This is a genomic window from Clostridium tepidiprofundi DSM 19306 (assembly GCF_001594005.1).
GTDB classification, from domain to species: domain Bacteria; phylum Bacillota; class Clostridia; order Clostridiales; family Clostridiaceae; genus Clostridium_AC; species Clostridium_AC tepidiprofundi.
This window is the reverse complement of the sequence record NZ_LTBA01000012.1, coordinates 28,944-40,912: the sequence shown is the minus strand read 5'-3', so window position 1 is coordinate 40,912 and position 11,969 is coordinate 28,944. Positions and strand designations below refer to the sequence as shown.

General features: G+C 32.4%; 9 protein-coding genes. All 9 read right to left on the bottom strand.

The genetic code is table 11. The features are described 5' to 3' along the window. Positions 1–98 precede the first annotated feature (98 nt). The gene (gene gap / locus CLTEP_RS06815) at positions 99–1,103 is read right to left on the bottom strand and encodes a type I glyceraldehyde-3-phosphate dehydrogenase (protein ID WP_066824502.1); all 1,005 of its coding nucleotides are present in this window, start codon (positions 1,101–1,103) and stop codon (positions 99–101) included. A 51-nt stretch (positions 1,104–1,154) separates the two neighbouring features. After that, a complete protein-coding gene (locus CLTEP_RS06810; RefSeq protein WP_066824598.1) occupies positions 1,155–2,207 on the bottom strand; it encodes a sugar-binding transcriptional regulator in 1,053 nt (350 codons plus the stop codon). A 130-nt stretch (positions 2,208–2,337) separates the two neighbouring features. After that, positions 2,338–3,696: an RNA polymerase factor sigma-54 gene (gene rpoN / locus CLTEP_RS06805; protein ID WP_201786599.1), complete on the bottom strand. Its 1,359-nt coding sequence runs from the start codon at positions 3,694–3,696 to the stop codon at positions 2,338–2,340. Between the two features lie 464 nt (positions 3,697–4,160). Then, positions 4,161–5,108, bottom strand: coding sequence for an ABC transporter permease (locus CLTEP_RS06800; protein WP_066824495.1), 948 nt, complete (start codon positions 5,106–5,108; stop codon positions 4,161–4,163). Beyond that, the gene (locus CLTEP_RS06795) at positions 5,101–6,228 is read right to left on the bottom strand and encodes an ABC transporter permease (protein WP_066824493.1); all 1,128 of its coding nucleotides are present in this window, start codon (positions 6,226–6,228) and stop codon (positions 5,101–5,103) included. Before CLTEP_RS06795 ends, CLTEP_RS06800 begins: the two co-directional genes overlap by 8 nt. After that, positions 6,221–7,762 carry an ABC transporter ATP-binding protein gene (locus CLTEP_RS06790; RefSeq protein WP_066824492.1) on the bottom strand — a complete coding sequence of 514 codons (1,542 nt, stop codon included), beginning with the start codon at positions 7,760–7,762 and terminating at the stop codon, positions 6,221–6,223. The genes CLTEP_RS06795 and CLTEP_RS06790 overlap by 8 nt, the downstream gene beginning before the upstream one ends. A gap of 137 nt (positions 7,763–7,899) precedes the next feature. After that, positions 7,900–8,973 carry a BMP family lipoprotein gene (locus CLTEP_RS06785; protein ID WP_066824490.1) on the bottom strand — a complete coding sequence of 358 codons (1,074 nt, stop codon included), beginning with the start codon at positions 8,971–8,973 and terminating at the stop codon, positions 7,900–7,902. Positions 8,974–9,190: 217 nt separating this feature from the next. Further along, positions 9,191–10,354 carry a glycine/sarcosine/betaine reductase complex component C subunit alpha gene (grdD, locus tag CLTEP_RS06780; RefSeq protein ID WP_066824488.1) on the bottom strand — a complete coding sequence of 388 codons (1,164 nt, stop codon included), beginning with the start codon at positions 10,352–10,354 and terminating at the stop codon, positions 9,191–9,193. A 26-nt stretch (positions 10,355–10,380) separates the two neighbouring features. After that, positions 10,381–11,913, bottom strand: coding sequence for a glycine/sarcosine/betaine reductase complex component C subunit beta (grdC, locus tag CLTEP_RS06775; protein WP_066824486.1), 1,533 nt, complete (start codon positions 11,911–11,913; stop codon positions 10,381–10,383). Between the last annotated feature and the right edge of the window lie 56 nt (positions 11,914–11,969).

The following is an 11,969-nucleotide window of genomic DNA, read 5'->3' as shown; positions in this document are numbered from 1 at the left end:
TCCCACTTATAGAAAATGGGAGACTTTTGCTAGTTGCGTTAAATTTGAACCTAATGCTTTTAGGTAATCGTTAGCTACCTATATTTGTAGCCCAAAAATTATAGTCTGTCAACAATATATTTTGTTAAATCAGCTAATCTATTTGAATAACCCCATTCATTATCATACCAAGATACAACTTTAACTAATTTTCCAGAAACCATTGTAGATAAACCATCAACAATTGAAGATCTTTCATCTCCTCTGTAATCCATAGATACCAATGGTTCTTCACTGAATCCTAGAATTCCTTTTAATTCACCCTCAGCTGCTTTTTTAAGAGCTGCATTTACTTCTTCAACAGTAGTTTCTTTTGAAACTTCGCAAACTAAGTCTGTTAATGAAACTGTAGGAGTTGGAACTCTTACTGCCATACCATTTAATCTTCCTTTTAACTGTGGTAATACTAATGCAACAGCCTTAGCTGCTCCTGTTGTAGTTGGTATCATAGATTCTGCAGCAGCTCTAGCTCTTCTTAAATCTGAATGTGGAGCATCTAATATCTTTTGGTCATTTGTATATGAGTGTATTGTTGTCATCAAACCTTTTTCAATTCCAAATTCTCTATCAATAATCTTAGCAAATGGTGCTAAGCAGTTAGTAGTACAAGATGCATTTGAAATGATATTGTGTTTAGAAGAATCATATTTTTCTTCATTAACACCTAAAACTATTGTTATATCTTCATCCTTAGCTGGAGCTGAAATTATAACCTTTTTTGCACCTGCTTCTAAGTGAAGTTCTGCCTTTTCTCTATTTCTGAATAATCCAGTACATTCAAGTGCTACGTCTACACCTAATTCCTTCCAAGGCAAGTCTTTAGGATTTCTTTCTGCATAAATTCTGATCTCTTTACCATTAACAACTATTGAATTTTCTTTAGCTTCAACTGTACCTTCAAATTTTCCATAAAGTGAATCGTATTTAAGTAAATGTGCTAAAGTAGCTGGACTAGTTAAATCATTGATTGCAACTACTTCTATTTCATTACTGTACTTCTTAAGAAGTGCCTTAAATACATTCCTTCCTATTCTACCAAAACCATTTATTCCTACTTTTACCATATTATTACCTCCTGTTACTGTTTTATATATAAATATTTAAAATAATTTTAATCACTCAGTTATATTATTATCTAGTTTATTTTTAATTATCCTAACAATTTCTTGTGCTGCACCCTGATCTGTTATTAAAACACTTTCTGTTCTATCTATTTCTGTGCTTATTATCGCTTTAGCCTTACTTTTACCTCCTGCTATCGCAATCAAAATAGCTATATTCTTGGTATCTTGATTTTTTATACCAATTGTCGGCGTGTAATATACTATTTCACCTTCATCGTTGAAATAATGTCCAAACGCCTCACCTACAGCACCTTTGCTTAATATCTCACAGATTAATTCATCTGGCATTCCTCTTCTTTTTGCCATTTCTTCAGCTCTTCCAATACCAAAAATCAAAACATCACTATTTCTTATTTTGTTCACTATATCGACAATATTCTTTTCTTTTAATATAGCTTCAAGCGCATTATAACTTAAATTGTCTGGAACATGAAGCAATTTATAATTAGCATTTATTTTATGAGCCAAATTTGCTGCTATGGTATTTGACTGAATATCGACATTTCTCCCTATACCACCTCTAGCTGGCAGTATTAATATGTTTTTGTACTTGCTACACTTCTGCATACTATCAGCTATTTCTCTTACACTAGAGCCACCAGTAATAGAAATTACGATATCATCTCGCAAAATAGTTTTTAAATAGTCACTAGCAACTTTTCCCATATCTTTTAAAACTGTCTTATCATTATCTAAGTCACCAGGAACAACAAATACCTTTTTTATATGTAAATACTTGCGTAGATCACTTTCAAGTTCACTTAATCCATTTAACTCATATAAAAATTTCTTGAGTTTAATAATTATTTCTTCGCCTTCAGGATTTATAAACATGCCTAAATTATTTATACTTATGAGTTCTGCTTCTTTTAAAAACTTTATTTCATTTCTTATGCATCTCTCTCCCAAATTTAGAATACTTGATAACATTCTTCGCCCAATAGGCTGATAATAATAAATTGTTTTCAAAATGTTATATCTTAGTTCAAGTAACTCTACCAATTCAGGCACTATCTTTTTCTGAAATTTAAGCAATTCGTCCATTTGAACACCTCGTGGGACAAGTTTGTCCACCATATCATTTTTTGCTCCCACGTATATTATAAACCTTTTTTGAAATTTTTCAAATAAAAAATTCAAAAATTGCTCAAAATTATACAAAAATCTTAGTTATCTAATACCTTCTTCTCTTACTTGATGACACGATTCCCAATTCTTCCCTATATTTCGTAACAGTTCTTCTTGAAATATTCATATTTTTTTCTTTTAATATTCTGCTGATTTTTTCATCTGATAGTGGTTTCCTTTTATCTTCCTTGTTTATAATATCTTCTATCATTCCTTTTACGCTCGTTCTTGATATGCTTTCGCCACCATTTCTTGAATATATTCCCGCTGTAAATAAATCTTTTATTTTTATAGTAGTGTTATTTGTACGAATATATTTATCCTTTATAGCTCTACTTACTGTCGATTCATGAATTCCTATTGCATCAGATATGTCCTTTAATGTCATTGGTTTTAGGTAACTGCTTCCATAATCGAAATAGTCTTTTTGAATTTTTATAATTTCTTGCAATACTGTATAAAGTGTATTTTTTCTATGTTCTATACTTTTTATTAAAAAAATAGCACTATTTATTTTGTTTTTTACATAATCAACAATTTCATCGTCATATTCAGTTTTAGATGAATTGATAATTTGCTTATATTTTGAATTAATATTTAATTTAGGAATTATATCATCATTCATAATTATATAATACTCATCACCTATTTTATTTATATAAGCATCCGGTACTATATATTTTGTTTCTTCTCCATTATAAAATCCACGAGATGGTTTCGGTTCTAGTGATTTTATAATATCTCCATATTCTTGAGCTTTCTTTGTGGTTATATTAAGTTTTTTGGCCATCTGTGCATATTTATTATTAGCTAAATATTCCAAACAATTATCAACTATAAAATAAATTTTGTCATCAATTATACCTTTATTCTTAAGTTGAATTTTTAAACACTCTTTTATATCTCTTGCTGCAACACCACATGGCTCAAAACCTTGTACTATACTTATAGCCTTTTCAGTTTTTTGCACAGACACCCCAAGTTCACTCGCTATTTCATCAACTGTACTGCCGAGATAACCCCTTTCATCTAGGCTTTCAATAACATATACGCAAATCTTTTTCATATTTTCATCAGTATTAAGATACAGCAACTGCTCTTTCAAAGACTCTTTCAATGTTTTTTTTAATGTAATAAAATTAAACGGTGATATTTTTTCTTCTCCATTGTTTTCATTAACATATGTATTTCTATTATATTCAAAATATTTAATCAAATTTTTATAATCAAATGCTTCCTTATTACTTTCATTGCATTGAAAATCTATTACTGGATTTTCTAAAATTTCCTTATCTATGTACTGGTTTAATTCATAAGCCGACATTTGCAAAATCTTTACCGAAAGTTGCATTTGTTGAGTCATAACTAATTTTTGTTGTTGAGTTAAATGAAGTCCAAATTCCATTTTCATAAATATCACCCTCATGTTCAGTATATATTCTAGGCTCTAAAATCAGGTAGTAGGGCTAATCTCTAGTCTCCAGTCTCCAATCCCCAATCTCTAATCTCTATCAAGGTAACAATCTGCTTTAGTGATTGGCAACTTCTGTTTAGTCTCCAATTCTAGGATGCTAGGCGACTAGCACAAATTTACAACTCAATCACCACATACTCACAATCAATAAATATTTTTATATAGCATTCAAAAATCGTGTAACGATTTTATCATTAACTAACAACTAGCCCACTGACCAACTGGCAGTCTTGTCTTAAAGAAATTGCGTAGCAATTTCAACCTTTACTATTCTCTGAATAAAGTTTCCTATTCTCTGAATAAAGTTTTTTTCTTTTTTGCTTTCAACACAATTATATCACAAAATTCTTATTTTTCATTATAAAAAAACTCAGCAAATAAGCTGAGTTTTTTTATTAACGTTTACCTTTTTCATATGGTACACCATCTGCTGATGGTGGAACAGTTTTTCCAACAAAACCTGCTAAAGCAAGCATAGTTAGTATATATGGCAAAGATGAATAAAGTTCCGTTGGCAAATGCCATCCAAATCCTTGTGCTTGAATTTGGAATGCCTCTGCAAAACCAAACAATAGACATGCCCACATAGTTCCTTTAGGATTCCAATTACCAAATATCATAGCCGCGAGTGCTATAAATCCACGTCCAGCAACCATACCTTCTTTATATATACCTGCCGTACTCAATGCCAATGTTGCTCCTCCAAGTCCAGCTAATACTCCTGAAATAATTACACAAAGGTATCTTATTCCATATACACTTATACCTAAAGTATCAGCTGCACTAGGGTGTTCCCCTACCGATCTTATTCTTAGTCCCAATGGAGTCTTAAATATTACAAATGTCGAAACAAATACCAAAATTATTGCTAAAATAACAAACCAATTTAATCCATTGATAAGCGGTCCAATTACCGGAATTTTATTTAACATCTTAGTTACTGCCCCTGGTAAATATGGAAGAACTCCTACTGAGTCAGTTTGACCACCTTTTCCTTCAAACAATACAAATATCAAAAAGCTTGCAAATGCTGTTGAAAATAAGTTAATAGCTGTACCTGATATAATCTGATCTGCTCTAAGCGTTATTGATAGAAAAGCATGTAATGCTGCAATAGTTCCTGCTGCAATAACTGCTGCTAATATTCCTACAAAATAATTTCCATGAGTTATATGTGTTCCCCAAACTGCGAAGAAAGCACCTATAGTCATCATACCTTCTAATCCAATATTAACAACGCCAGCTCTTTCAGAAAAAACTCCTCCAAGTCCAGCAAAAATCAACGGGGTAGCTAATCTAAGTGTAGCAGCTAATAGTGCTACAATAAAAGCTATTTTATCCATTAATAATTGCCCCCTTTCTTCTCTTTTCAGCAATGTATTTATAAACATAGTCTGTAGCTACAAAAATTATTACTACTCCTTGAATCAAAGAAACGATTTCCTTAGGTATTCCATTGATTTGAAGAGTTGTAGAACTACTTCTCAAAGCACCAAATAATATTGCTGACGCAATACATCCTATTGGATTGCTTTTAGCTAAAAGTGCAACTGCTATACCATCAAAACCGTAAGATGGAAGTGAAGTCATATCATTCATTCTAAGCATAGTTCCTGAAACATGCATAGCACCGCCTATACCCGCAATAGCTCCCGAAATAAGCATAGCTAATACAGTATTCTTAGCAATATTTATACCACCATACTCTGCTGCAAAAGGACTCAATCCAACAGCTCTGATTTCATAACCAATTGATGTTTTCCATAGTAACCAATATATAAAAATAGCACATGCAAGTGCAACAAATATACCAAAACTTGCTCTGCTCATATCAGGAGCAAATCTAGTAAGTTGTGCGCTCTTCTGAATTACAGCTGTAGCCGCTTCACCTTTTACAGTAAAAACTGTTCTAAGTATAACCCAATTGACAAAATATAACGCTATATAGTTCATCATTATAGTGTTAACTACTTCATTTGTACCAATTTTAGCCTTTAAGTATCCAGGTATTGCACCCCAAAATCCACCCGCAATAGCACCTGCAATTATTATTAAAGGTATGTGTATTATTGGACTTAATCCAGGTATTATTCCTACAATAGCAGCTGCAAGCATTCCAAGAACAAACTGACCTGCAACACCAATATTGAATAATCCTGTTTTAAACGCAACCGCATTTGCAACACCCGTAAATAAAAGTGGTGTAATATAAATAAGTGAATTCAAAGCTCTCTTTGGAGTTCCAAAACTTCCTGCCCAAACAACACTAAATAATTTTCCTACTGCAGTAAAATATTGAGTTATTGAATAGTGCTTAGCCCACATAACAAAAAACACTGCAATAAACATAGACAAAAATACTGAAAATAAAGGCAATGCAAGTCTCTTTAATCCTTCAATGATAGGATTAGTGCTCTCAATTTTCTTGCTCTTATCTGGTTTATTTGTTGATTTGCTACTCAATTCCTTCAGCTCCTTCCTCTATTTCATCGAGGGTTCCACCTGCCATCAATATTCCTAATTTTTGCTCATTTGCATCTTTTCTATCCAAAACTCCCACGATTTTTCCATCATACATAACTGCTATTCTATCAGATAATGCAAGTACTTCATCCAATTCCAATGAAACCAAAAGAACAGCTTTTCCTTTGTCTCTTTCTTGAACTAATCTTTTATGAATATACTCAATAGCACCTACATCCAATCCTCTAGTCGGTTGTGCCGCAATTATTAAAGCGGGATCCTTCATTATCTCCCTCGCAGCAATAAGCTTTTGCTGATTTCCTCCTGATAATGACGCTGCCGATACATCTGCATTTGGAGTTCTAACATCAAATTCCTCAATAATGTGGTTACAGTATTCTTTTACAGTCTTGTAGTCTATAACCCCTTTTTTGTTGAATGGCTCCTTATGATGACGACCAAGAATAGAATTTTCATAAAGTGAATATTTTAAAACCAATCCTCTTTTGTGTCTATCCTCAGGAATATGTCCAATTCCAGAATCAATAACCTCTCTTGGCGTTTTAGCATAAATATCCTTTCCATTCAAAGTTATTTTACCATTTTTAGCCTTTCTGAGGCCAGTCAATACTTCTATTAACTCAGTTTGACCATTTCCATCAACACCAGCAATTCCTAGTATTTCTCCCCCATTAACAGTTAAACTTAAATCATCTACCGCTTTAATACCTCTGTGATCAGTTGCTGTTAAATTTTCAATTCTTAGAATTTCTCCTCTTATATTAGCTTCTTTCTTTTCTACAACAAGATTTACTTTACGTCCAACCATTAACTCTGCTAATTCATCAATATTTGTATCCCTTGTTTTAACAGACCCTGTAACTTTTCCTCTTCTAATTATGGTTACCCTATCACTCATACTCATAACTTCCTTTAATTTATGAGTAATAAGTATTACAGATTTACCTTCCGACTCTAAATTCTTAATTATTTGTCCCAATTCCTCAATCTCTTGTGGTGTTAATACTGCAGTAGGTTCATCTAATATCAATATTTCCGCACCTCTATATAGAGCTTTCAATATTTCAACTCTTTGTTGTTGTCCTACTGAAATATCCTCTATCAATGCATCAGGATCTACATTAAATCCATACTTATCCGCAATATCTTTTACATCTTTTCTTGCTTTTGCTATATCTAGCTTAAGTCCTTTTCTAGGCTCAGTACCCAAAACAATATTTTCAGTTACAGTAAAATTATGAACAAGCATAAAATGTTGGTGAACCATTCCTATACCTAATTTTATAGCTTCATTTGGATTAGTTATTTTAACTTCTCTACCTTTAACAAATATTTTTCCTTTTTCCGGTTGATATAAACCATATAACACATTCATAAGTGTTGTTTTTCCAGCACCATTCTCTCCAAGCAAAACATGTGTTTCGCCCTTTAAAAGCTCAAAGTCCACATTATCATTGGCTATTGTACCCGGAAAAATCTTGGTTATACCTTTCATCTCTATAACCTTTTCCATTTACTTTCCTCCTTACAAGTCATTTTTGCTAATCGCAAGAAAAAGCTAGATGAAAACATCTAGCTTTTATTATACTATTTAATCAAAATTAAGACAATTATAAATTTTAATCTAATAGCTAGTAATTTTATGCAATATTAGATTTGTGGAGGTGTGAATTTTTTAAGCTCTTCCAGATTAGCTGGAACTTGGAATTTACCATCAACAATAGCTTTTCTGTATTTTTCAACTAAATCCAAAACATCCTTTGGAGTGTGCTTTGAAGTAGAAGGAGCTATATCAACACCTTTTTCTTTTAATCCTAAGCTTATAGCTTTTCCTCCTTTGAAAGTACCATCAACCATTTCTTTAGCCGCTTCATAAGTAGCAGTATCAACTCTCTTTACCATACTAGATAATAAATAATCACCATAGTCTGTAGTAACTGCCTGGTCCATATCAACACCTATAGCCCAAACATTTTTACCATTATTTCTCAACTCTTTTGTAGCTGAGAATAATCCTAATCCTACACCACCAGCTGCATGATAAATAATATCGCAACCATCACCATAAAGAGCCTTAGCAATCTCGTACCCTTTGTTTACATCACCAAAACTATCAGCATATTTTACAGTTTTTCTGCTTACTAATAGCTTACCAGCTTCAGGGTTAACAGCCATAACACCAGCTACAAATCCAGCTTCAAAATTATTGATTAAAGGAAGATCTTTACCACCAATAAATCCTACTTTATTAGTTTTAGTCATTTTACCCGCAATAACACCCATTAAAAATGAACCTTCATTTTGCTTAAATGTATAAGACTGTACATTTGGTAAATCAACAACAGAATCAACTATTACAAATTTTGTATCAGGGTTTTTCTTAGCAACAGCTTCCAATGCCTTTTGCATTTGGTATCCTACACCAACTACTAAATCTGAACCATTATCAACAAGTCCTCCAAGATTTGTCATATAATCCTCTTTACTTGTAGATTCAATAGGAGTATATTGAATTCCAAAATCTTTAACAGCTTTCTTTAAACCTTTATCAGCTGATTGGTTAAATGATTTATCATTTAAACCACCTTCATCAGTTGAAAGTCCTACTTTGATATTAGAAGTTTTCCCACCTGAAGACTTATTCGCAGTTGTTCCACAACCAACAAACATTGTAGCTACCATAGCTACAGACGCAAGCAATGCAGTAATCTTTTTGATATTCATCCTTTTCCCTCCTACTAATTTCATTATGTTTATTTGCTAGAATATATGTATTCTACAAATAATCATTAATTCCTTCTTTTTTGTGAAGAATATATAAAACATTTCTAAATATTATTATACGATAAATACTTTAATTTATGTAAATAATGCAGAATGAAATCAATTTTTTATTTCATTCTGCATATTTCTGTAAAATATGTTTTTATTTCATCATTGACTACTCAATATAATCTGCTTTTCTTAAAACATCTAATGCAGATTCTCCTTCTTCTTCATTAACAAGAATTATTGGACCAGTACATCCCATTCCGCTTTCAGAATAAATTCCAGCCTTCCACAATACTTTACAAGCATTTTCTAGCTCTAAAATATCTATACCAGGAATAGCAAATGTAACTACCTTTTTAGCTGGCATTTTAACTTCTTCATCCTCTTGAGTGTTTTGTGATTTCTTAATAACTTTATTTATAGCATCCTTTAGTCCTGCCTTATTTGCCTTCTTAAATTCTTCATTTGCAACACATAACACCTTGTTCTTTGCACATGTTGCACAATATCTTAATGCTTCAGCAATCAACGGTGCACCTGATGCTCTTGAAACAATATTTACAAGTTTATCATAATTCTCACCAATACCAGGACCATATCCAGCACCAACAGTTTCATATCCTCCACCTGTTGTAAATGATGAAAACATCTTAATCAATAAATTTCCTGTTAACGAATCGCACACCATAACATCTGGTGTACCTGCAAGCAAATCATTACCTCTCATTACAGCTCCACCATCAGCTCTTAGTGAATTTGAAAATTCAAACTCATACCCATTAGCTTGTATTTCTTTTAGTATTCTCTCAGTCTGTCTAGCACCTTCAATATTTAATATTCCCAACTTAGGGTTCTTAATTCCCATTGCCTTTGCTGTAGCTAATCCTGATATAGCATTAATAACCATACCTTCTACTCTATTAGTTGAAGTTGTTCCTGTAGTTGTCGAAATTATCATATCTCTACCTTTTCCTGGAGTTACAACTTTTCCAACAGTTGAAACACCTATTGGGAAATCAAAGTGTTGAGTTACACACCCATCTAATTCACCTGATTCCAACATTTCAACCATTTTTTTATGTCCTTCTTCTGCATTTTCTACTTCTACTAATTCGAAATCACAATCAACTTTAGACCCTATCAAAACTATTTCAAAATCATTATACTTGCTTTTTGCAATTTCAGCTGCTTTTATCATTTCATCTATTCCGTGTTCAGAACCCAAAATAGTTAATCCTATTCTGACTTTTTTACTGAAACTTCCACTTTTTACACCATCTGCTATTTCACTAAAAACTTCTGCAATCATCTTTTTTGCAGCTTCTTGGCTCATTAATCTCACCTCTTTTTCTGTAAGAATTATTCTTGCATTAAGAACTTAGCAAAATCTTTCATTGCATCTGCAACCATAGATTTAACTTCTTCTTTATTAATACCGCCTTCTTCAACTACTCCTGTATTCTTTTCAACTATAACAGATATACCATCAAATAAATTAGTCATTCTTCCTAAGAATAAACTTCCTTTACCTATTATCATAAAGTTTTCTAATTTACCTTCCAATATTGCATCCCTACCATGACCACATATTGGAACTCCAGATGGAATATGCCCCTGAGTTGGTGCAAATCCTGGCCAACCATGTTCTTTTACAAATGATGGTAATTCTTTTCTTTCTAATTGTTTGCTTTTAACAGCAAGAGCACCAATCATTTTAAAGTTTTGAGTTGGAACATCACCAGCTCCTGCAGGCTCAGTAATTTCTGAAGTTTGCATTTCTGGAGAAAATTTATTTATATCTGTAATCTTTAAATCTGCACTTGTAAGTGGATCTAAAACTAACGCTTGAAGTACTGCTTGTGGTGATGCACCATGACCAATAGTATGTCTTCCAACGATATCAGTTCTTATTACTGGATTAACTCCATCGTTCTGTGAAATAAGTAATGCAAATCCGCCTAAGCAATCTTCCATAATTGGCATATTCTTAGCTAAATGTGATTTTCCATTCATTCCTAATTTTGCAGTACATCCTCCGCCGACAACCACAACATTTTTGAATACACCTGATTTAACTAATGAAGCAGCATTAACTAATGAATGAGAAGGTCCTGCACAAAATCCTCTCATATCGATTCCTGTTGCACCTTTTAATCCAACTATTTCACCGATAGATTTAGCAATATTTCCGCCACCTCTTTGATTCATATCACCAACTGCTTCTTCTGAACACTCGATTATGTATTCAATCTCATCAATAGGAACATCTACTCCATCTAACAAATGTGCTAAAGCTAATGCTCCTGATGCTTTAACAGCTAAATTTTCAAGCATATATTCAGCTGATAAGTTCTCATCTACTTCATGTGCTCTTCTTACACATCCAATTAACTTATCTCCTTGATATAATCCTTCAGCACCATTATTTTCTACTAGATCTTTAATTTTGTCTATCTCTTCGCCCTCTTTAATTGACTCAGCTTTATCCTTGAACAATTTATGCTCCATTAATTTAGCTTTTACACTAGCTGCAAATGATTTTTCAAGTAAAACTAAATCAAAAACATCGCTTATTTGCATTAAACCATAAAATTCGTCTTGAGGCATTATTTCACCAAATTTACCAAATCTTTTAGCACCTTCAACATTTTTATTGTACCAAGGTTTTGGTGTATTTTCTAATTCATCTGGTGTCATATTACCAATATAAGTTTGATTTGGCGCATATCCTACAACATCTTCATAGCTTTTTAAATTGCTTCTAATTTCTTTCAAATATTCTGAATCTGGATTTGTAGCTCTTTCAACCATTTGTGTTGTTCCATTATGTATTACCATATCTGGAGTATTTACTAATACATAAGCTGTTTTTTTAATTACTGGAAAACTCATATAGTTTACCTCCTCATTCATTTATTATTAATATTTTATACAGTACACAATATGTA

Excerpts from the sequence above, each read along its gene's own strand:
- CLTEP_RS06810 (WP_066824598.1), bottom strand. The coding sequence starts at position 2,207 with ATGGACGAATTGCTTAAATTTCAGAAAAAGATAGTGCCTGAATTGGTA.
- grdC (WP_066824486.1), bottom strand. The coding sequence starts at position 11,913 with ATGAGTTTTCCAGTAATTAAAAAAACAGCTTATGTATTAGTAAATACT.
- CLTEP_RS06790 (WP_066824492.1), bottom strand. The coding sequence starts at position 7,762 with ATGGAAAAGGTTATAGAGATGAAAGGTATAACCAAGATTTTTCCGGGT.
- rpoN (WP_201786599.1), bottom strand. The coding sequence starts at position 3,696 with ATGGAATTTGGACTTCATTTAACTCAACAACAAAAATTAGTTATGACT.
- grdD (WP_066824488.1), bottom strand. The coding sequence starts at position 10,354 with ATGAGCCAAGAAGCTGCAAAAAAGATGATTGCAGAAGTTTTTAGTGAA.
- gap (WP_066824502.1), bottom strand. The coding sequence starts at position 1,103 with ATGGTAAAAGTAGGAATAAATGGTTTTGGTAGAATAGGAAGGAATGTA.
- CLTEP_RS06785 (WP_066824490.1), bottom strand. The coding sequence starts at position 8,973 with ATGAATATCAAAAAGATTACTGCATTGCTTGCGTCTGTAGCTATGGTA.
- CLTEP_RS06800 (WP_066824495.1), bottom strand. The coding sequence starts at position 5,108 with ATGGATAAAATAGCTTTTATTGTAGCACTATTAGCTGCTACACTTAGA.